Genomic DNA, 24,433 nt, shown 5'->3' on the forward strand with positions numbered 1-24,433 from the left:
TGCTCCGTACATCAAAAACCATATAAAATAAAATGGCTAGATTAAATTTACTGGAGGAAACACGCTTTGAAAAATTACCTGTAAGCGTATTTGAAAATCCGAAAATTGCTTCTGTTAATGTGGCGCATCGCATTGCAAACCTCATTAAAACCAAACAAGCAAACAACACACCTGCCGTACTGGGCTTAGCAACAGGTGTTACCCCAATTGCAGTTTATGCTGAATTAGTAAGACTGCACAAAGAAGAGGGTTTAAGTTTTAAAAACGTAATTACTTTTAACTTGGATGAGTATTATCCAATGCAGCCAAATGCGGCGCAGAGTTACGTTACCTTTATGAACGAAAACCTTTTCGATCATATCGATATTGATAAAAATAATGTTCATATTCCTGATGGCACACTTGCGCTTGAGGATATTCCGGCTTTCTGTTTGGATTATGAAAAGAAAATCGGTGATTTAGGTGGTCTCGATATTCAAATTCTGGGTATTGGACGTACAGGTCACATCGGTTTTAACGAGCCGGGTTCTGCTCCGAATTCAGGTACACGTTTAGTTACTTTAGATGACTTAACACGCCGTGATGCTGCACGTGATTTCGGTGGAAAATCTTTTGTACCAACAAAAGCTATTACCATGGGTATTGGAACAATTTTCAAAGCCCGTGAAATTATTTTAATGGCCTGGAGCAGAAAGAAAGCATCCATTATAAAAAAGGCTGTTGAAGGTGAAATATCGGGCGATGTTCCGGCAACTTTTCTTCAACTCTCTGATAATGTTGAATTTATCCTGGACCAACCGGCAGCTACTGATCTTACCCGTTTTAATACACCTTGGTTGGTTAAAGATTGCGTTTGGACGGATGCCTTAATCCGTAAAGCTGTAATTTGGCTGGCAAATACCTTAAAAAAACCAATTTTAAAGTTAACTGAAGACGATTACAATAATAATGGTATGGCGCAACTGGCAACTGAAAAGGGACCGGTTTACAATATCAACATTCATATTTTTAACAAATTACAGCACACCATTACAGGCTGGCCGGGTGGTAAGCCGAATGCCGACGATTCGCAAAGACCTGAAAGAGCTGAACCTGCAAAAAAACGGGTTATTATTTTCTCTCCGCATCCTGATGATGATGTGATTTCAATGGGTGGAACATTTATCCGTTTGGTTGATCAGAAACACGATGTTCACGTAGCTTATCAAACTTCTGGTAATACCGCAGTTTGGGATGATGATGCTTTACGTTTTGTGGAGTTTAACGTAGATTTTACTGAGAAAATGGGTATGGATAACACTCACTTAAAAGAGCTTTATCAAAACATGCGTACTTTTATTGAGCAGAAAAAGCCAAATCAGGTAGATACGCCAGAAATCCAAACCGTTAAAGGACTAATCAGAAAAGGTGAGGCTATTGCGGGCGCCCGTTACTGCGGACTGGAAGATGACCATATTCATTTTCAGGCACTTCCTTTTTATGAAAGTGGTAAAAATCAAAAAAACCCGGTTACGGATGCCGATATTGAATTGACGATTGAATTATTACAAAAAGTAAAACCGCAACAAGTATTTGCTGCCGGTGATTTCGAAGATCCTCATGGCACACACATTGTATGTTTCAACATTATTTTAGAAGCCTTAAACCGCCTACGTAAAACGGAAAGCTGGGCAAAAGATTGCTGGTTATGGATGTATCGTGGTGCATGGCATGAATTTGAAACCTATGAAATTGAAATGGCTGTTCCAATCAGTCCTCAGGAATTAGAACGCAAAAAATATGCAATTTTCAAACACCAAAGTCAAAAAGACAGAGCTGTTTTCCCTGGAGATGATGCACGTGAGTTTTGGCAGCGTGCTGAAGACCGTAACCGTGATACAGCAAAAGCTTATGATGATTTAGGTTTAGCTGAATACGAAGCGATGGAAGCTTTTGTTCGCTGGAAATTCCAGGACTAAAATAAAATACTTTAAAATAAAGCCTGTTTTGTTTATTCAAGACAGGCTTTTTTATTGGAGGCGTGTTCAGGCAGATAAAAAACTTAGAGGATTTAAGAATCGGAAAGGCTATTTATTTCACTTTGTAAGAACAATATTCTAATTTAGTTTTCCAATAACCAAAACATCCTTAAAATGACAGAACCAAAACAACGTTTACTTTCTCTTGATTTTTTCAGAGGGTTAACTGTAGCTGCCATGATCTTAGTAAATAATCCAGGTAGCTGGGGCCATATTTATGCTCCTTTGGAACATGCTGAATGGAACGGTTGTACACCAACAGACTTAATTTTTCCTTTTTTCCTATGGATTGTCGGAGTATCTATCGCTTTTGCCATGAGCAGCAGCAAAGCTGATCTTTCAACACATAAAAAAACCATTTTAAAGGCTATAAAAAGAGGTTTGATTCTCTACTTTTTAGGTTTTTTTCTGGCCATATTCGGTAAATTAATTTCTGATCCTTCAACGGCTTTTCAAACCGTTAGATTACTTGGTGTTTTGCAGCGTATTGGAATCGTATTTATCATCAGCAGTATTATTTTTATTAAGGCTTCGCCAAAAACGATCTTTAAAACCTTAATTATAATATTGGCTGTTTATTGGGCCTTAATGACATTTGTTCCGGTACCCGGAATAGGTTATGCCAACCTGGAAAAAGAAACCAATTTGGCGGCATGGATAGACCGGGGTATTTTAACTGAAGCACATACCTGGGCTTCATCAAAAACCTGGGATCCGGAAGGCATTTTAAGTACCCTGCCAGCAATAGGCACCTGTTTATTCGGGATTTTGGTTGGCATTTGGATGCGCCGCAAAGATGTGGATAGTGCAACAAAAGTTTCCTGGTTATTTTCTGTTGGTATCTTAACAATTGTTGCAGGCTTGTTATGGGATCTTCAATTTCCGATTAACAAATCATTATGGACCAGTTCGTATGTGCTATATGCCGGCGGGCTTGCTTCTGTAGCGCTGGCACTATGCTATTGGATTATAGATGTACAGGGTTATAAAAACTTCACCAAACCGTTTGTGGTTTATGGTGTAAATGCCATAACCGTTTTTTTCCTTTCAGGCTTAATGCCACGTTTACTTAATTTTATTTTAATTACTAAGCCCGACGGCACAAAAACCGGCGCTCTTGCCTACCTGTACAATACCTATTACGCACCACATTTTTCGCCAATAAATGCTTCGTTAATATGGGCCATTAGTTATGTCCTTATTTTCTATGTTCTTTTGTGGTTTATGTACAAAAAGAACATCATTATTAAAGTATAAACTCTAAATTGGCGGCTCAGTTTACATCGATGTATTTCTGCAAAAATAGGTCGGGATCATTAATTATTAGCATTGAAAAAGAAAACCACTATATACGATATTGCCCAGGAACTTAATGTAACAGTTTCTACTGTTTCAAGAGCCCTTAGCGGTTTCCCGGCAATAAGTGATGCCACCCGGAAAGCCGTATTGGAAGTAGCCAAAAAATTAAATTATAGCCCAAATAAATTAGCTTCGGCCTTAAAATCCGGCAAAACTTATATTATTGGCGTTATTGTTCCAAGCGTGCAGGCGCAATTCTTCGCATCGATTATTCACAGTATTGAAGACGGCCTTAAAGACAGCGGTTACCGGATTATTCTTTACCAGTCGAACGAATCAATCGATAATGAAATTAATGGCGTAAAAACGTTGCTGGAAGCGCAGGTTGATGGAATTATCGCTTCATTATCATTAGAAACCAGTGTTTTTGAGCATTTTAATGAAATTATCAAACAAAATAAACCTTTAATTTTATTCGATCGGGTACACGAAAGTTTAAACGTGCCTACTGTTACCCTTGATGATTTCGAAGCAGGTTACCAGGCTACCAAACACCTGATTAAGCAAGGTTATAAAAAAATTGCCTTCGTAACGACCGAACATCAGATTAAAATCTTTGATGATCGCTTAAAAGGATACAGAAGTGCTTTATCGAAGCATCGTTTAGCATGCGCTGAAGATCATGTTATTTTTGGTGATCTATCTATTTCTGCCGGGCAAAAAGGGGCCGAAAGGTTAATGAACAGTGAAAATACACCTGATGCTATTATTGCAGGAGACGATTTTACAGCGCTGGGCGTAATCAAAAAATTAAAGGAAATGGGTAAAACACCTCCTCAAATCGGAGTTATTGGTTTTGCCAATGAAACCTTCTCTGATTACATTACCCCAAGTCTTTCTACCATTGATCAGCACCCTAATAAAATGGGTACGGCTTGTGCAGAAATGTTTTTGAAAATGATCAGACAAGAAAACCCTTACAAAAACACAGATCATATTGTGCTTAGTCCAACATTGGTGGTCAGGGAATCTACATCTAATACAAAATAGTTATTTGGCCAAAGGAATTTCCACTCCTACCGGGCCGCTTGGATCGCTTTCATTTTTTAAACGGTCTAATGCGGTAACCAGATAGCTGTATCTTTTTCCAGCCTCTGCACCAGTATCTATGAAGGAAGTATAATCTTCAAAGCTGATTTTAATAATATTTTTAGGATCAAGTACAGAGATTTTCTCTCCTTCACTAAATCTATACACTACAAAACCTGAGGATGTTTCGCCATCACTCGCTTTTACAGGTTTTTCCCACTTTAAATGCACACCATCTTTTAATGCGTCAGCAATAAGTGCCTGTGGTTCATTTGGTGGCACCTCATCCAGCCATGGCATTTGAGGCGGCAAGGCAGGATATTTATAAAAATCGTTTCGCAATGAATCTCCTACTGCCCGGGCAACTGTACTTAGTGATTTTGAAGAGAAGAAAACACTCCCCTGCAACCGGTTATTCTCTCTGATGTATCTAATTTGCTTAGGAATTTCGCTAAGGTTTCGCCAGGCAAATTCTGCTCTCGAATTTACGAGATAAGCCCCTTGTCCGATATAAACATGCCGCCCGTAACTATTATTGCTCCACCAATCTGCCAAAACAGCAAAAGGCGCTACTCTACGGCTAAATGTAAAATAGATTTGAGGATTAATGTAATCTACCCAACCCTCTTTAACCCATTTCCTGCTGTCAGCATAAAGCTCTGCATAATTAGAAAGCCCGTTACTGGCTGAACCTTCCGGGTCTTCATATTTGTTTCTCCAGATACCAAAAGGACTAACTCCAAACTTAACGTACTTTTTATAATGGTGAATGCTATCGTCCAGCATTTTAATTAATACATCAACGTTATTTCTACGCCAGTCTTTAATGTTTGAAAATCCATTCGGGTACTTATAAAAGGTATTTCCATCGTTTATACTTTGTCCTTCTATTTTATAAGGATAAAAATAATCATCGAAATGGATTCCATCTACGTCATACTCCTTAACCACATCTAAAATCACCTGAACAATGTATTCTCTAACTTCCGGAATACCCGGATCAAACTGCTTTTTTCCGCCATATACAAAAAACCATTCAGGGTGTTTTCTTGCCGCATGCATCTCACTTAAAACCGCTGAGCTGCTCATGGTACCCCGGTAAGGATTAAACCAGGCATGCAATTCCATTCCCCTAAAATGCGATTCTTTAATGGCGAAAGCCAAAGGATCGTAACCCGGTGCAGGTGCCAGCCCTTGCCTGCCCATTAACCATTGACTCCATGGCTCTCTTGATTTTGCATACAACGCATCACCTGCCGGTCTGATTTGCAAAATAATTGCATTAAAACCCTGGCTTTTGTGTTTTTCCAGTATTCCAATTAACTCTTGCTTTTGCTGATCGACGGTTAAACCCGGCTTAGAAGGCCAATCTATATTGGTAACTGTAGCCACCCAAACCCCTCTAAATTCTCTTTTTGGTGCAATTTTTGTTAGTGGTTGTGCATTTAGTATATACGGTGCTATAATTAAAGTTAAAATTGCGTATAGAAAGTTTTTAAGCATTATTTTTCTGTGTTTTTTTGTTGAAGCTGCTGGTTTGTGTTATTTACCATACAATCTGGAACATTAGCAAGTAAACGATTTTTTTTAAAAACTCATATAATTATTAGTAAAAATTTTAATTTAAGCTCTAATATAAGCTCCGATTGTGTTGCCATTTACCTATGAAGATACAAAGTATATTAAGTTAGAAATACAGAGCATAATTAAAAATGGACCCAAAAATTGTTAATAAAGGTGATAGAAATAAAATTTACCTCCTTATTATTGTTATCGCAGCCTTAATTGGCACAAATGCTTATCTGTTTTTCAAAGATAAACAGCAAAACAAAAGATTTGTAACTGTAAGCACCGAAAAAGATAAACTACGCCTAGAAGTTGAGAAAATTGAGGTTGAGCTGGATAAAGCAAATGCCTTAAATCTAAATCTGAACGAAAAGCTGATTCAAAGCGAAAAACTTGCCAGAGAGAAGATTGCTGAACTGAAAATCGCTTTGCAAAAAGGGCAAATGACGCAAGAGCAACTGGACAAAGCTTATGCTCAAATAAACGAACTCAAGAGTTTTGTTAAAAATTATAACGATCAGATTATTCAGCTTCAAAAGGATAATCTTTTTTTGAAAAATAGCCGGGATAGCCTTGCCAATGCCGTCAAAAACATAAGCAACAAGGCTTCGAACCTGGAGGATGAAAACTCTAATTTAAATGTAAAAGTTAAGGCTGCTTCTGCATTGAAACTTCAGAATGCTGAAATTATCGCATTCAGAACGAAATCAAGCGGCAGGAAAGTTGAGGTGACCAAATCATCAACAGCAGAAAAGTTAAGTGTTCGGTTCAATATCATTCCAAATGAGCTTGCAAATAAAGCACATCATAATATCTATCTAAGGGTATTTGATCCTGCAGGAAACCTGATTGCTGATGAAGAAAACCGCTTTGAAGCAGATGGACAGGAAATGCAGTTTAGCCACTCCATATACATCAATTATAATAACGATGAAAGTACTTATGTAATTGACTGGAAGAATCCCAATCCATTCATTAAAGGCATTTATACCGTCATTTTGTATACAGACGGCAGCACAATGGGTAAAGCCCAGATAGACTTAAGATAAAATCATTCCCCCACCCTTCCCAACATCCCAAATCCAATCCACAAAATTCATTATTTTTTATTCTCGTTAAGCCAAAGGAAAGCTTAAATAAAATGTTGTGCCTACTTCTGCAATGGAAGTGAAACTTATGGTACCACCTGCATTTCCGACTGCCTGCTTTACAAAAGCCAGACCTAAGCCTGTACCTGATGTTTTGGTGGTGAAATTAGGAACGAATATTTTACTGTGCAAAGAACTTGGAATGCCTTTACCATTATCCTTTATTTCGATATAGGCATTGGCTTCATCATTGTACAAAACAGCCGTTATACAGCAAGGTTCGTCGCCATCAATGGCTTCAATTGCATTTTTAAATAAATTATTAAACGTACGCAAAAGCTGATCCCGGTCTGCCATAATCTGCATATTAACATCAGCCTTGTTTAATATGTTTATCTCCACGTTCTCTGTACTTTTAAATACTTCTCGGGCTTGCTCTATAATTGGCAAAATAGATAGTTCTTCCAGATTTGTATCCGGCATTTTTGCAAAATTCGAAAACTCAGATGCGATTTTAGAAAGACTGTCTATTTGCTCAATAAAAGATTTACTGAACTTGTTAAACTTAACTTCAAAATTAGGATCTTTTTCTCTCCACGATTTCTCTAACAATTGAACCCCTAATTTTAAAGGCGTTAATGGGTTTTTAATTTCGTGGGCAACCTGTTTTGCCATTTCCCGCCACGCACTTTCCCTTTCAGAACGAGCCAGCTTAATCGCACTGGCCTCCAGTGCAGCAATCATACTGTTATATTCCTTAATTAAGGAACCAATTTCATCATGTCTGCGCCAAACAATAGGTTCGTTTCGTTGTCCTATTTTCGTCCGGCTAATACTTTCCTGAATAAAGGTTAAAGGGTTAGTAATTTGATTGGCCAAAAATACAGCCAATACACCGATGGCTACAAACACCAGTGCATAAATATTAATCAGGTTACTTACAAAAAGAGCAATTTTATCTTTGTACTCTTCTTCGTTTGAATAGTTAGGCAGGCCAATGTAGGCTATTGTTTTATTTTGAGCATTCCGTATAGGCGCATAAGCCGCAGCATAATCTAATGACCCTATTTTTTCTGCATTTATAAACTCCGATCGCTGTAACTGCTTTAAATAAATATAAGGTAACGGCGCTATTTTCCGGGTTATAATTTTGTAAGAGAATAACTTGGGATAGGTTGTCATAATTAAATTTCCATCCAAATCAAAGAGATGCAAATCGGCATTATTAATGTCGGCGAAGTTATTAAACTCCGCAATTGAATTTTCATCTGTATTGATATTGCCATGGTTAAAAACCTGCTTCTCGTAGTTTTGCTGTACTTTTCTAATTTTATCTTTAATTAAAAGATCCTGCTGACTTCTATATTCTTTATCCATATAGAAATAGGTTGTCCAGCCAACAATAAGCAGCGTAGCCACAACTGAAAGTACGATTGACAGCTGAATACGGGTTTTGTATAAGATTTTGTTCGCATTGATCATTAACGATCTGTTGATGCTGAACCAGCCCACTTTATCATCATCAAGATTTTTAATCAGCCAGATTAAGCCATAAAGAATAATAGAAAACACAATAAAAATCAGGAAAAAGAAAGATAGTGCAGCTAAACGTTCAATATAACTTACCTTTTCTTTACTGATAACAACCATTTTGCTTGATGTTGGCATATAAACCATGTGGCTATAGCGCAAAAACTTATCATCACTGGTTACAAAATCATCTATCTTCCCTTTAAATATTTGGCCATCAAGCGGGTAAGTAAAATTTCCGGATTGATTGAGTAGCTTGTTGTTATTGTAAAGGGCAAATGAGTAATCTTTAAAATTTTCTTCCCTCATCAATCGCTGGTCGCCCAGAAGATCAGGCAACCTGTTGTTGTAGTTATAGGGTTTGGAGCGAAGTTCGATAATAAAAGTACCCAGTAAGCTATCATTACTTAGTACAGGAATGATTCCGAAATAATCCTGGTAACCAAAAGTGTTATTAACCTGGTAGAAATAGTTGGAGCGTTCAATTTTAATAGAGCCATATTCTACCAGTGTTTTATATTTAGATATAAGCGGCTGTGTTTCAGGATTATTCAACGATTTCTCCTGTTCATCGTAAGGATAAATCTGATAATCATACTTGGTTAAATATCCATCAAGGTAACTTTTGAAATGGTTTTTTAAAACCGAATAATTATTGCCCTGCGATTTAGTAAAATATTTGACCAGATATGGATCATTTATAATTTGTTGTTCTAAATTACCCAATGCAATTATGGCGTTGGGATCTTCTGAGGATTGTACTTTCCTGGCAAAAGTTTCACGAAAACTACGCTCCTTAATATCTTTATACTTAATGTATTTTATGGACGTATTAAATGCAAGACAGAAAAAAACAATAGCGAAGAGACCCGTCGAAAAGTAAACATTTTTGACATATACGCTCCTCGTAACGATAAAAAGCACAAGTGCAAAAACAATGAAAAAAGCGGTAAAATCAGTAATGCATTTATAAAGAAAGATCATTAAAAAGCCGCTTAAAAAAATAATTAAGCGCTCTTTATTGGTTACATTTAATTGCAAACTCACCGTGGTAGAAATAATGGTCACCAAATAAATATGAAACCAAACGAGGCATAAAATCACAATACTTACCCAGCTTGTACCACTAAGTTTTAAAATATTGATGATTTCAAAATTTATTTTTGAGTTGTAAATCAAACCAAAGAAAATGTCATCAACCACGAGGGCCATATAGCCTATTAAACCCAGAAAAATAATATGAATGATGATTCCGGCTACTTTACTTTTCCTGATGCCCTCGCTAAATTTATATTCATGCCGGTGGTTGTACATAAATAAAAGCACCCACGTTAAGGAGAGTACATTCAATAAAAAATCACCTAATGAAGGCATTAACCAGCTTTCGGAATAAATTCTTGGATCAAAAAGTTCGAGTACAAACCGATGGTTAAACCAGCCGTAATACAAATCGCTTAAACGGGCCACCAGAAAAAAAACGGCAAGCAGAAACGTTGCCGAAAGTAAATAACCCCGCTTTGCAATTAACGAACAAAGGGAATTAAAGAACATGCAAACGCATAAAACCCCCAACAGAAACAGCCAAAGTTGTATACCCGAATAATATTTTTCTGCATAGCCGGGTTTAACCTTTAATCCGAAAAGAAATTTATTTTCAATACTTTTTACTGCATAAATCTCTTTATCGTTAAAGCTGGCTAAAGTAAGTTTGTTTGATCCGGACAAAAGCGGATCGATATCATTTTTAAAATACTGATTTTCTTTAACCTGAAACTGAGATTGTATGGCGATTAAAAATATAAGGTTAAAATCCTTATTTGTTTTTTTTATCACCTCGTACCATCCATTGGATAAAAATAAAACGGAATGCCCCTCTCTTATCGCAGAAGGATCGAGATCTGAAACTTTATTGGTACTCCAAAATTTGAGCTGATTATTTTGATAGGTTAGCAGATTTATACCCAGTTGTTTCCGGTAAACATCTATAAAATTGAGTGCTTTAGCAGGGTCTAAATGAAATTTCTTCGTATTTTCAACATCGGTTTTACTATTCAGGAAATTTTCGACGATTCTTTCGCTAACCAGTAGTTTTTCTTGTATCTCTTTTGAATCCCGTTCTAAGAGTTCTGATTTGGTTGTAAACCTGCTTAATGATATAGATGTTGCTATGAGGCAAAAGCCCAGAACAAGCAGTAGAAATCTTATTTTTACGCCAAAGGTTAATTTCATCTATGCTGATAAAGGTATTAATTATTCCTAAAAAAGGGTGTCCTGATTATAACTCTCTAACCAAATTATATTTCATTTCCTATGTACAAAAATTATGCTACATATAGAAATATGTTTTGCGAATCGTAATTAAAACACCCTTTCTAAAACAATATACCTGATCAGGCTATAGTTGCGCTGCTGGTTTGCACCTCGCGGCTTACTTTTTTTACCAGGCCTTGCAGTACATTACCCGGACCAACTTCTACAAATTCTGTAGCGCCATCAGCAATCATATTTTCTGAAGTTTGAGTCCATCTAACTGCCCCGGTTAATTGCTTAATTAAGTTTTCTTTAATTTGAGCAGGGTCCGTATAAGGCTTCGCGTCAACATTTTGGTACACAGGACAAATTGGAGCATTAATTATTGTATTTTCAATTGCCGCCTGTAATTCAATTTTTGCAGGTTCCATTAAAGGTGAGTGGAAAGCACCACCAACGTTTAATTTCAATGCTCTTTTTGCGCCTGCCTCCGTTAATTTAGCACATGCTAAATCAATACCTTCAATACTTCCTGAGATAACCAGCTGCCCCGGGCAATTATAATTAGCAGGTACAACAACCGCATCAATTTCTGAGCAAATTTTCTCTACAACATCATCTGCCAGGCCTAAAATAGCAGCCATAGTTGATGGTTGTGCTTCGCAAGCTTTTTGCATTGCATTTGCACGGGCAATAACCAGTTTTAAACCGTCTTCAAAGGTTAATGCATTTGCAGCAACCAAAGCAGAAAACTCACCTAATGAGTGACCAGCAACCATATCCGGTTTAAAATCGTCTCCTAAAACTTTGGCTAAAATAACGGAGTGCAGGAAAATTGCCGGCTGGGTTACGTTAGTTTGTTTAAGTTCTTCATCGGTACCGCCAAACATGATATCGCTAATGCGAAAACCGATGATTTCGTTTGCCTTTTCAAATAGTTCTGCAGCTTTTGCGTTTTCATAAAGGTCTTTACCCATGCCAACAAACTGCGCTCCCTGTCCGGGAAAAATATATGCTTTCATACGCTCAAATCCCCAGGGGGAATTTATATTTAGTTAAAATATTTAAATAATGATTCTGGTTAATCTAAACTTGCAGTAATTAACCTTAAAAATTCTGCCCTTGTTTTATCGTTGCTCAAAAAGCTTCCGGTAAAGGCCGAAGTGGTGGTAACAGAGTTTTGTTTTTGCACGCCACGCATCGCCATACACAGGTGCCGGCATTCCATTACAACTGCAACCCCTTGTGGGTTTAAGGTATTCTGAATACAATCTCTGATTTCGTTGGTTAAGCGTTCCTGCACTTGTAAACGACGGGCAAAGGCATCAACAACACGTGGTATTTTACTTAATCCCACAATGTGTCCATTCGGAATATAGGCAATGTGCGCCTTTCCAAAAAACGGCAGCATATGATGTTCGCACATGGAATAAACCTCAATATCCTTAACAACAACCATTTGACTGTAGTCTTCTTCAAACATTGCTGATTTTAAAATCTGATCCGGTTTTAAATCATAGCCATGCGTTAAATATTGAAGGGCTTTTGCAACACGTTCGGGTGTTTTTAATAACCCTTCTCTTTCGGGATCTTCACCCAGCTGACCTAATATATCTTTGTAATGCGTGGCAACAGCTGAGATTTTTAAGTCGTTATAGCGGTCTATTTTAACATACCCGTCTATTGATTCTTCTTTAAATATGTCTTTATCTTCCATTGTGGATTAGCCAAAATATTCAACGTAGTTATTCTCGGTTTCGTAAATTTTAACCGAATGTAAAATTGCTCCGCTTTCCGCAATAGGTGCCAAAAGCTGATCCCAGATTGCAATAGCCAGGTTTTCGGTTGATGCCAGTTTATCTTTCATAAAATCAACATCAAGGTTTAAGTTTTTATGATCAACTTTATCTACAACATAGGTGTTCATTACATCTTTAAGCCATTTCAAATCTACAAGGAAACCTGTTTCGGGATTTACTTCTCCTTTAACGGTTACGTATAACCAATAATTATGGCCATGCCAGTTAGGGTTAGCACACTTGCCATAAACCTCATTATTTTTGTCATCATCCCAATCTGTCCGGGCCAGCTTATGGGCTGCATTAAATGATGCTTTTCTCGTTATATAAATCATTATAAAAAAATAAAACACAAATATACGGATTAAGGATGAACGCGGAATACCAGAAACGGTAAGATGGAAATAGAATGATAGAAATTAGCCGTTATATTGTGTAATGCACCAAATTTGAAGGCTGGCCATTAGCCTTTTCGACCATGTTTAACTACCTTTACCTTATGAAAACACTGGTTGTGGCCGCAACAAAAGCCGAACTTACACTTCTTTATCAACATTATAACTTAGCGGCGGAAGATTTTATTGAAACTAAAAATTTCGATATTTTAATCACCGGCGTGGGTATGGTGGCTACGGCTTTTGCTTTGGGTAAACAGCTAAGTTCCAAATATAACCTGGTTTTAAATTTAGGTATTGCCGGGTGTTTTGACCGGAAAATTGAATTGGGAAGCCTATTAAATATCACACAGGATACTTTTTCAGAACTTGGTGCTGAAAATGGAGATGATTTTTTAACCATAAGCGATTTAGGGTTTGGAGAAAGTACGTACCCCAATAAAACCAGGCTAAAAATTGATTTACCAACTGCTACTGCCATTACTGTAAACCGGGTAAGTGGTAACGAAAAAAGCATAAATGCCATTGCTAACAGATTAAATCCAACCATCGAAAGCATGGAAGGTGCAGCTGTTTTTTTTGCCTGCAGCTGCGAAAATATAGATTGCCTTCAAGTCCGCAGCATTTCAAATTATGTTGAACCACGCAATAAGGACAACTGGAAAATTGGACTTGCTATAAAAAACCTGAACAACTGGGCCATTACTTTTCTTTCAGAAATGAACTGATTATGACGAACTAATATATTGCAGTCGCTAATTTTGATTTATGAAACTTACACTCGGTTTTTCGCCCTGCCCCAACGATACTTTTATTTTTGATGCACTTATTCATCACAAAATTGACACCGAAGGTTTAGAGTTTGAGGTATCCTTTGATGATGTTGAAACCCTAAATCAAAAAGCGTTAAAAGGCAGGCTGGATATTACCAAATTAAGTTTTCATGCATTTGCTTATGTTGCAAACCAGTACGCCTTGCTGGATGCTGGCAGCGCACTGGGTTTTGGAGTAGGTCCGCTTTTAATCAGCAAAAACAAATTTTCTGAAGAGGATCTTTTAAACTCTGATTTAAACGTTGGAATCCCGGGAAAATACACAACAGCCAATTTCCTGCTGGGTATTGCCTACCCTCACCTTCAAAATAAACAGGAAATGGTTTTCTCTGCGATTGAATCAGCCTTGCTGGAAGATAAAATTGATCTGGGGTTAATTATCCACGAAAACCGGTTTACCTATCAGGATAAAGGTTTGAATAAAATCGTGGATTTAGGAGATTACTGGGAAAAATTAACGGGTTGTGCCATTCCGCTTGGTGGCATTGTAATTAACAGAAATTTAGACCGGGACGTTCAGCTAAAAGTAAACCGATTAATTCGTCAGTCTGTAGAGTATGCATTTGCACATCCAAAATCGTGTATTGATTTTATTAAACAACACGCCCAGGAAATGGATGAGGCCGTAATGTACAAACACATTGAACTTTACGTAAATAAATACAGTATTAATTTGGGCAATGAGGGACGGAAAGCGGTTGATACACTTTTTACGCTGGCGCAGGAAAGAAATCTGATTCCTGCAGTTGAGGCTAATTTGTATATATAACGGTCATCCTGAAATAAATTCAGAATAACTGTCCGAATTTAATTTACAAGTAATTTATAGCCTTTTCCATGTACATTAATAATCTCAACGGAAGGGTCTTCTCTAAGGTATTTACGCAGTTTACTTAAAAATACGTCCATACTTCGCCCGTTAAAATAATTATCATCATGCCAAATGCTTAGCAGGGCTTCTTCACGGGTTAAAACAGCATTTTTCTTTAAACAAAGCAAACGCAAAAGTTCTGCTTCTTTTGTAGAAAGTTTTTGCTGCTGTTCGCCGGCTGTTATAATCTGAGTTGTATAATCAAAATTATATTTACCTACCGAAAATTGTGTTTCAATGGCTTCATCAGCACCGCCTTTATTTGCTATCCTTTTAAACATTGCATTTATACGCAATAAAAGTTCTTCAATACGAAACGGTTTGGTAATGTAATCATCTCCACCTAAATCATAGGCTGCAGATTTATCTTCCAGCATGGTTTTAGCTGTTGCAAAAATGATGGGCACTTGTGCATTTGTTTTTCTAATATCCTTCCCCAATGTAAATCCATCCTTCTTGGGCATCATTACATCAAGTATACAAAGATCAAAAGCTTGTTTTGTAAATGCCTTTAAACCCTCTTCCCCGTCAGTACATAAAACCACATCAAATTTGCCTTTCAATTGCAGATAATCCTGCAACAACAAGCCTAAGTTAGGATCGTCCTCTACCAGAAGTATTTTTTTCATTTTTTTTAGTTTATTCTCGTAAGCAATACGGCTTACACTTAAAGTTTGAGTATGATTATGCATAACAGTTTAATTTACAGGGATAGTAATCGCTCACTATATTATAAAAATTACATTTGCAAAATCTTAATATATCGGTAAAGCAACACCTTGTACCGATTTAATCATGTTTTATGTAAGGTAAAGATATTTCGAACGTAGTTCCTCTATCTTTTTCGCTACTTACTTTAATACTGCCATTTAAACGCTTAATAATATCCTGCACATAATTTAAACCCAAACCAAAACCTTTTACGTCGTGCAGGTTTCCTGTCGGCACTCTGTAAAACTGATCAAAAATTCTCTTCGAGTGCTCTTTAGTCATTCCAATACCTTTATCCGAAATTTCGACAATTAAGAGTTTATTGCTATTCCGGGTGGTAATGCTTATTTCAGGTGCATTTAAACTGTATTTATTGGCATTGTCAATCAGGTTATAAATTACACTTGACAAATGCATTTCATCACCAAAAACAACCGCATTTTCAGCATCTGTATTTAAAGTTATAATGGCGTTCCTTTTTTGCAGCTGTAAGCTCATGCTATCCAAAACTATAGCAATCAAATCATTTACATCCACTTCGGTGTTTTCTAATTTAAGCTCGTTTTTTTCCAGTCTGGCAATACTCAAAACACGTTCGATATGATTACCTAAACGTACGTTTTCATCATAAATAATTCCTGCAAGCCGTTTTATCCTTGATTTATCTTCCGTTACCTCCGGGTCTTTCAATGCTTCACTGGCAATCATAATGGTAGCCACAGGCGTTTTAAACTCATGCGTCATGTTATTGATAAAATCAGTTTTCATTTCCGATATTTTCTTCTGTTTCAAAATGGCATACAGCGTATAAGAAAATATAAAAACCAAAACCAGCAATAAGCCAACAGATGAAGCCAGAGTAGCGCTTAGATTGGATATAATTGCAGAATTTTTATCCGGAAAACTCAGCATTAACAAACCAGGATCTCTGAATATATCGTTCCCGAACAATGGGACTTTATAAGTGTTTTTTGGCAAAAAGGCGGTGTTCGGGTTTGATGCCTGTAAGTATAAAACAGAATCCTTTTGTTCAACCTGAAAATCAAATTTTTGATCAATGTTATGATCCAGCAGTTCTTTTTCAATAAGCTTGGCGAGTGAACTAAAGTTAATGCGTTTATAAAGCGGAACATTAACTTCTTTCATTTCATTTGCTACATCTTCCAATAGTTTGGGGGCCGAGTAAACGACTGTATCCTTACCTAATGCCGCAATTTTTTTATTCAGTTCTGCTTTTGCAAGCTGATCTTCTTTTTTAAACCTCAGGGTAAGTTCATCCGGTACTTTGGGGAAACTAATAATGCCCGGTTGCAAATTTCTTGGGTCGTAAACCAAATAGCGAAGCGTATCCGGAACACTTTTTGGCGAATTGAAACTAAATACTTTCCTTTCAGGTGCAAACAATTTAGAACGCATGTTTACTGCATTTAAATTGAAGTTTTCGTCAACCAAACCTTCAATCTGAATATCTAAACGGGCAGATCCCTTTTGTTTATCTGATGCAGATAAAGATTTAAAAGTGTTTTCACTCACCATTTCCGGTTTGCGGTAAGATGCTTTAATAATACTATCCTGCTGATTTAAGTAAGTTTCGATTTCACGCTCACGTTCTCCGTCCCGCGCTTCCTGACTCTGAACAAATTGTTGCCTCAAATCTTTAATATCAAGTTCTCTCTGCCTCGAATCCTGAAGTTGTTTTAATCTGTTTTCGGCATCTTTCCGGTTAATATGGTCAGCGGCGTACCTTCTTTGCACCTTACTTACTACCGCGTTAAGGGTTTGATTGACCTGCTCATCAAAAAGTTGGGATTTTAGATTATACGCCTCCCTGATGTAATACAACTGCATTACAAAAACACCAAGTAAGGCGACCGTCATTAAAACGGTAATTAACCAAAAACTTTTTTTCTTCATTAAATTGAATGATCAGCAGATTAAAAATCTATCAGACATCAAAAATACTCAATACGCTGTTTAACCGAATGTTTTTAACATATTTTAACACGCACTATACCGCTGTAAATGAAGCGTTAATCAATCAGAAGAAAATTTTAATCATAAAAAATGCCGGAATAAATTCCGGCATTATTCAAAATTGTTTGCTTAAAAAAGATTCTTTATTTAGAAAGGTAAATCATCATCTTCACCTGGTGTGTTGCTCACATCAACCGGAGCAGCGTATTCTGGTGTGTTTGCAGGTGCAGCACCAGCCGCAATTGCATTAATACGCCAAATAACCAAACTGTTAAAATATGATGTTTTTCCTGCTTTATCTGTCCATGGACGACCACGTAAATTAAAGAAAACTTCAACCTCATCGCCCGCTTTAAAGCTATCTAATAATGCAGTTTTATCTTGCAATGCCTCAAAACGAATATATTCCGGGTATGTTGGGTTTTCTGCGTATTCTACTATTAAATCACGTTTTTTAAACGTTTCACTTACTTGCTGTGTGGCACCTACTTCGTGTACTTTTCCTTTAATTTCCATATCTAATACTACTTAATGTACTATAAACATCAAATCTCTATAATTTTATTGATAACTTCGCATATATTATGATGCAAGTTTTCCACAATAAAAGTAAGGTAATCATTACCTGCAATAAGCGACTTTCTCCCTATTTACAAGACGAGGTTACGGCTTTAGGTTATACCATAGAAAGAGCCTTTGCTACAGGCGTTGAGCTTAATATAACGCTCACAGAGTGTATTAAGCTCAATTTAAACCTGCGTTGTGCAAGTCAGATTTTGTATGCAATAAAAAGTTTTAAAGCCATCACACCTGATGATTTATATAAAGAAGTTTCTGAAATTGAATGGGAAGAATTAATCGATTTTTCAGGTTACTTTTCTGTAACCTCAAATGTGGATAATCCAAACATTACTACGCCGCTTTTTGCCAATTTAAAAGTAAAAGATGCAATTGTCGACCGTATAAAAGAAAAAAAAGGTATTCGTCCAAATTCCGGTTCAGATGCGAATAAAACGGTTGTGCATTTATATTGGAAAGATGCAGATGCAGATATGTTTTTAGATACCTCGGGCGAAACATTAGCCAAACATGGCTATCGTAAAATCCCCGGTAAAGCCCCAATGCTCGAAGCCCTGGCTTCAGGCGTAATTTATGCTACCCAATGGGATAAAAAATCTCCTTTTATAAATCCAATGTGCGGATCAGGAACACTTGCCATTGAAGCTGCTTTAATTGCAACCAACAGAGCGCCGGGTTTGTACCGTATGAATTATGGTTTTATGCATATTTTAGGCTATAACGAAGAAGAGTTTTTCGCAGAAAGAAGAATTTTAAAAGATCAGGTTATAAAAAACATTGATTTAAAAATCATTGCTTCAGATATTTCAGAAGACGCCGTAGAGGTTACCCGAAGAAATGCTAAAACTGCCGGTGTTGATACTTTAATTGATTTTGAAGTATGCGATTTTGAGTTAACACCAGTACCTGAAGGCGGCAAAGGAGTGGTTGTTTTTAATCCTGAATATGGAGAACGCCTGGGAGTTCACAGCAAACTTGAATTAACCTACAAGCGTATGGGCGATTACATGAAAAAAGAATGCAAAGGTTACTCGGGTTATATCTTCACAGGCAATCCTGATCTGGCTAAAAAGATTGGCCTGAAAGCTTCTAAAAAAGTAGAATTTTACAACGGAAAACTCGATTGCCGCCTTCTTGAATATGAATTATATGATGGAAGCCGCAGAGCTCCACAAGCAGAAGAACAAGTTTTACCTGAAAATTAATATATAACAATCCCTGTACTCCCATAACGCAGTTTAAAATTGAAAATATGGATATTGATGACATGAACCACATGCCCGAATGGGAACAATTTAGTCGCTTGGGTGAAGATGGAACCTTTTCGCAACCAGAAACGGAAAAAAGCAGATTAAAAGCATTAAGTGCAAAAACTTTATATAACCAGGCCAGGGCAGTTTACAAATATGCTGCCCTTTTCTGCGAAACGCTTAAAGGCGAAATGGCAGATTTAACAAGCAACCTGATTATGCAAAACGCCTTAATTATTTGCCCTAAAATTGTTGGTGCAGAAGGTGCAGATATATATGTATTGCGCATGGAAAATGCCTCAATTATCCGCACCAATTGCCGTGAACTGGAAATACAGGTTAGGGCAGCAGATATGCTTCGCATTTGTGCACCTGAGTATAAAGACATTATGTTAAATGAAATTGAAAAATTTCGCCTGATTTTTATAGAATGGGTTAAGCTATTTGAAAAAGATCAATACAAAGATGAGTGGGGGCTTTATTAATTTAATCTAAACTTAATCTTCCCTATTAATTAAAAATCATGCCCAACATCCACAAATTTTCTCCGTGTTAAACCTGACACTTAAGGGATTTAGAAATTCTATTTCCTTAATAGTATCGTCGATTTTTCTTTCAAAATGATTTTTCTTAAATAAAAATCATTTTTTAAAATCTTTTATAGTACAAACTTCGTTTATATCATAATTGTAAATAAAAACCATCCCTTTTTATGGAAAATCTATTGGCTTTAAAGACCAGGAATGTAGCTGCAAACATTAGAAAAATAAGAGAGTATAGAGATTATACCCAGGACTATCTGGCGGCTAAACTAAAAATATCTCAAAATGCCTATAGTAAAATTGAACTGGGCTACAGCAAATTAACGGTAGAGCGTTTATTCCAGGTGGCTGAAATTCTGGAGGTCGAAGTTTTGAATTTAATTAATGTTAATTCTGTTGATATTGTTAAACTGATTAGTGAAGAAAAACAGCCGTAATACATTTAAGAAATAGCTTTTTCTGGATTTTTCATTTAAAACTCAATCCTTTTATTTCACTGTATATAATTTCAATATCTTTGATTTTTAAACTTTGAACTATGCAGGATACCTTAAAAAGCACCATTACTTTTGTAAAAAAAACACTCGAAAATGCAGAAGCAGGACACGATTGGTTTCATATCGAACGTGTTTACAAAACCGCTTTGAACATTAATGAGAAAGAAAAAGGTGACGAATTGGTGGTTGCTTTTGCGGCTTTGCTGCATGATATTGCCGATCCAAAATTTAACAATGGAGATGAAGAATTAGGCCCAAAAATTGCCGAAGATTTCTTAAACTCTATACAGGTTGAGGAGGAAACCATTAAACATGTAAAGCTGATTATTCAGAATATGTCATTCAAAAATAGTTTTGACGGAGCCGCCTTTACTTCTAAAGAAATGCAGATTGTACAGGATGCAGATCGGTTAGATGCTATTGGCGCTATCGGAATTGCCCGGGCATTTACTTACGGGGGGTTTAAAAACAGAGTTTTATATGACCCGGCCATCAAACCCGAGCAACATCTGTCAAAAGAAAGCTATAAAAATACCACCGCTCCTACTATAAATCACTTTTACGAAAAACTACTGTTGTTAAAGGATATGATGAATACTGATGCAGGTAAAGCTATAGCTAAAGAAAGACATGATTTTATGTTGCAATACCTGGATCAATTTTACAAAGAATGGGAAGGCAACTAACCAAGTATTCTCCTCAGGAATACCTTTAGTGCTATTTTACTAATTTTTTTAGCTTTTATTCGCTACTTTTGTTAGCAAATAAAAGCTATGTTTGATCGAATCCGTGAAAAATTAAATATTCTGGCCGACGCTGCAAAATATGATGTTTCCTGCTCATCAAGTGGTGGTACCCGTAAAAATGATAACAAAGGATTAGGCGATAGCCATGCTTCGGGCATTTGCCACACATATACGGAAGATGGACGTTGCGTTTCTTTGCTTAAAATTCTTTTAACCAATCATTGCATTTATGATTGCGCTTTCTGTGTATCCCGCAAAAGCAATGATGTAAAACGTGCTGCTTTTACGGTAGATGAAGTGGTGGAACTGACCATGAATTTTTACCGCCGTAATTATATAGAAGGCTTATTTCTAAGTTCTGGAATATTTAAAAATGCTGATTTTACAATGGAGCGCCTGCTTCTGGTTGTCAAAAAATTAAGATTAGAACAGCGCTATAATGGCTATATTCATTTAAAAACAATCCCCGGGGCAAGTGATGAACTGATAAAGGAAGCCGGTTTGTACGCCGACCGGATGAGTATTAATTTGGAGATGCCTACAGAAGCTGGCTTAAAATTACTTGCACCCGAAAAGAGCCATGCTGATGTAATCAAACCTTTAAGTTTTGTTCAGAATAATATCGTTCAGTTTGCTGCAGATAAAAAGTTAATCAAACACATTCCAAAATTTGTGCCTGCCGGCCAGAGTACTCAAATGGTTATTGGCGCAACACCCGAAAGCGATAAAGAAGTGATGTATACGGCAAATGCCTTTTACAAAAAATTTTCTTTGAAACGAGTTTATTATTCGGGTTATGTACCTATAAGCAACGACAGCCGAATGCCAATATTAGGTACTCAGCCGCCACTTTTAAGAGAAAACAGACTTTACCAAACGGATTGGTTAATGCGTTTTTATGGATTTAAGGTTCAGGAAATTTTAAACGATGCCAATCCTAATCTGGATGTGGATATTGATCCTAAATTAAGCTGGGCCATCCGCAATATGCAACATTTCCCGGTGGACATTAATAAAGCGGATTATGCTATGATTCTTCGTATCCCTGGCATTGGCGTAATGTCAGCAAAAAAAATTGTACAAGCCCGGAAGTTTGGGAAATTAAGAATAGATCAGCTGAAAAAAATTGGTGTTGCCTATAACCGGGCCAGGTATTTTATGATTTGCGCAGACAGTCCATATCAATTAAAAGATTATCAGGGTACACAAATTAAGGCTTTTATTTTAGCGGAAAGCCAGAGTAAATACTTAAAAACAGACAGCAATCAGTTGATTTTATTTTAAACCCTGTTTATGTTTTAATCTCAACAGTAGCTAGCACAACAAAAGGGATAAACAATGACGTATATTTTCGATGGCTCCATGCCTGGACTTTTAACTGCGGTTTTTGAATGGTTTGAACGCAAGCCGGGAAAAGTTGTACTCAAGTCTATCGAAATTTTTCAGCCCGAAGCTTTTGCAGAATCTTTTACCGTAATAACCGATCATCAAAAGGCCGACCGGGTTTGGGCAGGGCTCAGGAAAAAAGTTAATCAGGAATGGCTGCGTAAATTCTATTGCAGTTACTTATCAGAAATTCCGGCAGCTTATAATCACCTTTTCCACTTTTGTTTATATACTTTTAAAAATGCACCCGGCGCCGAAAGTAATTATGGAAATGAACACGTAATGGCCCTTTCTAAATATGCTAAAAGTGTAGAAAGGGAAAAACACCGCATGGAAGCTTTTATACGTTTCCAAAAAACCAGCGACAGCATATTTTATTCGGCCATTGATCCTGATTTTAATGTTCTGCCCTTAATTTTGATCCATTTTAAGAATCGTTATGCTGATCAGCAATGGATTATCTATGATTTAAAACGTAAATATGGTCTTTATTATAACTTAAAAGAGGTTGAAGAGGTGACCATGAGTTTTACAGATCAGATGAACAAGAAAAATCCGGATGCAGTTTTTATGGATGAGAAAGAAGAACTCTACGCTGTTTTATGGAAAGATTATTTCAAAAGCGCCAATATTATTGCCCGTAAAAACACTAAACTTCACTTGCAGCATGTACCCAAACGGTATTGGAAATATTTGACCGAAAAGCAATCGAGTTAACATTCCATTAACATAAAACTCTTAAATTGCAGCATGAAATTAAGTGTGCTGGTTTTATTTACGGCTCTTGCGGTTGGCCTTTCAATCGGACTGGTTAATTTCCACTTTCAGGGAAGCTGGTATTATTTGCTCATCTCTTTTGGCATTTCCTTTATTACCAGTTTTATTGTTTTTTACTACCTGATTGAAAAATATATTTATACTAAAATTAAGCTCATTTATAAGCTGATTCACAACCTTAAACTTGGAAAAGACTTAAAAGAAGCACTCGGAGAATATGTAAGTTCTGATCCGATTAATGATGTAGAACAGGAAGTAAAAGAATGGGCCGGAGCCAAGAAAAAGGAAATCGACTTATTAAAAAAACAGGAACAATTTAGAAGAGAATTTCTTTCTAATGTATCCCACGAATTTAAAACACCTCTTTTTGCCATTCAGGGTTACATTGAAACTTTGCAGGATTGTGTGGTTGACGATCCTGAACAAGCTGTAATTTTTTTAAAGAAAGCAGGCAACAATGTAGAAAGGTTAAGTTATTTAATTAATGACCTGGATGTAATTTCAAAACTGGAAACCGGAGAGTCTCCTATTCATTATCAGAAATTTGATTTTGTACACCTTGCTAAAGAAGTAATGGACTACCTGGAAGACCGGGCGCAATCCAAAAAAATCAACCTGTTTTTTAAAGATAAATATTCGGGGCCGACTATGGTTAGTGCCGATCGGGAAAAAATCCGTCAGGTATTAATTAATTTAATTGTAAACAGCATTAAATACGGCATAGAAAACGGTGAAACAGCAATTAAGATTTTCGAATTGCACGATCAATTTTTAATTGAAGTAACCGATAATGGTATTGGTATTGAGGAAAAGCACCTTACACGCTTATTTGAACGTTTTTATCGGATTGATACCCACCGTGCAAGAGAAGTTGGCGGAACAGGGCTTGGTTTGGCCATTGTAAAACATATTCTGGAGGCCCACCAGCAAACTATTTCTGTACGCAGTACACCAGGAATAGGTACAACATTCGCCTTTACACTACAAAAAGGTGGGTAACCCGGCAATGAAATTTTATGCCATTAGCAACCTTTAAATTTATAAACCCGCTATAACTCCGGTAGAAAAAACCGGAGTTATAGCGGTTAGCGGGACTGCTGTTCCCGAAAAACGACTGACTCTGGTTTTCCTAAATCCCCATTAAAAAGACTTAACCCTTATAAATCAGCTTGATAAAGCATTAAGACTAAATTAATTCCTTAATATAATTTATAACTTAACATTAACTTAACA

At 36.8% G+C, this 24,433-nt stretch carries 21 protein-coding genes; 13 read left to right on the plus strand and 8 right to left on the minus strand.

Annotated features, from left to right (window positions below):
* Positions 1-32 precede the first annotated feature (32 nt).
* The 3 genes from nagB to O0955_RS03475 all read left to right on the plus strand — a co-directional run bounded on the left by nagB (position 33) and on the right by O0955_RS03475 (position 4,367).
* Positions 33-1,958, plus strand: coding sequence for a glucosamine-6-phosphate deaminase (gene nagB, locus O0955_RS03465; protein WP_269426127.1), 1,926 nt, complete (start codon positions 33-35; stop codon positions 1,956-1,958).
* A gap of 174 nt (positions 1,959-2,132) precedes the next feature.
* The gene (locus tag O0955_RS03470; RefSeq protein ID WP_269426128.1) at positions 2,133-3,275 is read left to right on the plus strand and encodes an acyltransferase family protein; all 1,143 of its coding nucleotides are present in this window, start codon (positions 2,133-2,135) and stop codon (positions 3,273-3,275) included.
* A gap of 72 nt (positions 3,276-3,347) precedes the next feature.
* Positions 3,348-4,367, plus strand: coding sequence for a LacI family DNA-binding transcriptional regulator (locus O0955_RS03475; RefSeq protein WP_269426129.1), 1,020 nt, complete (start codon positions 3,348-3,350; stop codon positions 4,365-4,367).
* On the opposite strand, the gene O0955_RS03480 is transcribed toward O0955_RS03475, so the two are convergent.
* Positions 4,368-5,909: a glycoside hydrolase family 10-like protein gene (locus O0955_RS03480; RefSeq protein ID WP_269426130.1), complete on the minus strand. Its 1,542-nt coding sequence runs from the start codon at positions 5,907-5,909 to the stop codon at positions 4,368-4,370.
* Between the two features lie 209 nt (positions 5,910-6,118).
* Between O0955_RS03480 and O0955_RS03485 the strand changes: the two genes are divergently transcribed.
* On the plus strand, positions 6,119-7,021 hold the full coding sequence (locus O0955_RS03485) for a hypothetical protein (protein ID WP_269426131.1): 903 nt from the start codon (positions 6,119-6,121) through the stop codon (positions 7,019-7,021).
* Positions 7,022-7,087: 66 nt separating this feature from the next.
* On the opposite strand, the gene O0955_RS03490 is transcribed toward O0955_RS03485, so the two are convergent.
* The 4 genes from O0955_RS03490 to O0955_RS03505 all read right to left on the minus strand — a co-directional run bounded on the left by O0955_RS03490 (position 7,088) and on the right by O0955_RS03505 (position 12,974).
* On the minus strand, positions 7,088-10,819 hold the full coding sequence (locus tag O0955_RS03490; protein ID WP_269426132.1) for a sensor histidine kinase: 3,732 nt from the start codon (positions 10,817-10,819) through the stop codon (positions 7,088-7,090).
* 161 nt (positions 10,820-10,980) lie between these two features.
* Complete coding sequence (gene fabD / locus O0955_RS03495; protein ID WP_269426133.1) at positions 10,981-11,862, minus strand: ACP S-malonyltransferase; 882 nt, start codon at positions 11,860-11,862, stop codon at positions 10,981-10,983.
* 59 nt (positions 11,863-11,921) lie between these two features.
* A complete protein-coding gene (gene folE / locus O0955_RS03500) occupies positions 11,922-12,557 on the minus strand; it encodes a GTP cyclohydrolase I FolE (RefSeq protein WP_269426134.1) in 636 nt (211 codons plus the stop codon).
* Between the two features lie 6 nt (positions 12,558-12,563).
* Positions 12,564-12,974, minus strand: coding sequence for a 6-pyruvoyl trahydropterin synthase family protein (locus O0955_RS03505; protein WP_269426135.1), 411 nt, complete (start codon positions 12,972-12,974; stop codon positions 12,564-12,566).
* Positions 12,975-13,138: 164 nt separating this feature from the next.
* Between O0955_RS03505 and mqnB the strand changes: the two genes are divergently transcribed.
* Together mqnB and O0955_RS03515 are read left to right on the plus strand one after the other, a co-directional pair.
* Positions 13,139-13,762 carry a futalosine hydrolase gene (gene mqnB, locus O0955_RS03510; RefSeq protein WP_269426136.1) on the plus strand — a complete coding sequence of 208 codons (624 nt, stop codon included), beginning with the start codon at positions 13,139-13,141 and terminating at the stop codon, positions 13,760-13,762.
* A gap of 40 nt (positions 13,763-13,802) precedes the next feature.
* The gene (locus O0955_RS03515; protein WP_269426137.1) at positions 13,803-14,636 is read left to right on the plus strand and encodes a menaquinone biosynthesis family protein; all 834 of its coding nucleotides are present in this window, start codon (positions 13,803-13,805) and stop codon (positions 14,634-14,636) included.
* Between the two features lie 38 nt (positions 14,637-14,674).
* Here O0955_RS03515 and O0955_RS03520 read toward each other — a convergent pair whose 3' ends face one another.
* The 3 genes from O0955_RS03520 to O0955_RS03530 form a co-directional block, all read right to left on the minus strand.
* The gene (locus O0955_RS03520; protein ID WP_269426138.1) at positions 14,675-15,367 is read right to left on the minus strand and encodes a response regulator transcription factor; all 693 of its coding nucleotides are present in this window, start codon (positions 15,365-15,367) and stop codon (positions 14,675-14,677) included.
* Between the two features lie 160 nt (positions 15,368-15,527).
* Positions 15,528-17,363 (minus strand): sensor histidine kinase, encoded by a 1,836-nt coding sequence (locus O0955_RS03525; RefSeq protein WP_269426139.1) that lies wholly within the window; start codon positions 17,361-17,363, stop codon positions 15,528-15,530.
* 207 nt (positions 17,364-17,570) lie between these two features.
* A complete protein-coding gene (locus O0955_RS03530; RefSeq protein ID WP_269426140.1) occupies positions 17,571-17,939 on the minus strand; it encodes a DUF3127 domain-containing protein in 369 nt (122 codons plus the stop codon).
* A 71-nt stretch (positions 17,940-18,010) separates the two neighbouring features.
* Between O0955_RS03530 and O0955_RS03535 the strand changes: the two genes are divergently transcribed.
* The 7 genes from O0955_RS03535 to O0955_RS03565 all read left to right on the plus strand — a co-directional run bounded on the left by O0955_RS03535 (position 18,011) and on the right by O0955_RS03565 (position 24,199).
* Positions 18,011-19,207 carry a THUMP domain-containing class I SAM-dependent RNA methyltransferase gene (locus O0955_RS03535; RefSeq protein ID WP_269426598.1) on the plus strand — a complete coding sequence of 399 codons (1,197 nt, stop codon included), beginning with the start codon at positions 18,011-18,013 and terminating at the stop codon, positions 19,205-19,207.
* Positions 19,208-19,254: 47 nt separating this feature from the next.
* Positions 19,255-19,737, plus strand: a complete 483-nt coding sequence (locus O0955_RS03540; RefSeq protein WP_269426141.1) for a hypothetical protein — start codon at positions 19,255-19,257, stop codon at positions 19,735-19,737.
* A gap of 227 nt (positions 19,738-19,964) precedes the next feature.
* A complete protein-coding gene (locus tag O0955_RS03545) occupies positions 19,965-20,231 on the plus strand; it encodes a helix-turn-helix domain-containing protein (RefSeq protein WP_269426142.1) in 267 nt (88 codons plus the stop codon).
* Positions 20,232-20,332: 101 nt separating this feature from the next.
* Positions 20,333-20,977: an HD domain-containing protein gene (locus O0955_RS03550; RefSeq protein ID WP_269426143.1), complete on the plus strand. Its 645-nt coding sequence runs from the start codon at positions 20,333-20,335 to the stop codon at positions 20,975-20,977.
* A gap of 87 nt (positions 20,978-21,064) precedes the next feature.
* Positions 21,065-22,321 carry a putative DNA modification/repair radical SAM protein gene (locus O0955_RS03555; protein WP_269426144.1) on the plus strand — a complete coding sequence of 419 codons (1,257 nt, stop codon included), beginning with the start codon at positions 21,065-21,067 and terminating at the stop codon, positions 22,319-22,321.
* 54 nt (positions 22,322-22,375) lie between these two features.
* Positions 22,376-23,140: a TIGR03915 family putative DNA repair protein gene (locus tag O0955_RS03560; RefSeq protein WP_269426145.1), complete on the plus strand. Its 765-nt coding sequence runs from the start codon at positions 22,376-22,378 to the stop codon at positions 23,138-23,140.
* Positions 23,141-23,173: 33 nt separating this feature from the next.
* Complete coding sequence (locus O0955_RS03565) at positions 23,174-24,199, plus strand: sensor histidine kinase (protein WP_269426146.1); 1,026 nt, start codon at positions 23,174-23,176, stop codon at positions 24,197-24,199.
* Positions 24,200-24,433 lie beyond the last annotated feature (234 nt).

This window comes from Pedobacter punctiformis (assembly GCF_027213715.1).
GTDB lineage: Bacteria > Bacteroidota > Bacteroidia > Sphingobacteriales > Sphingobacteriaceae > Pedobacter > Pedobacter punctiformis.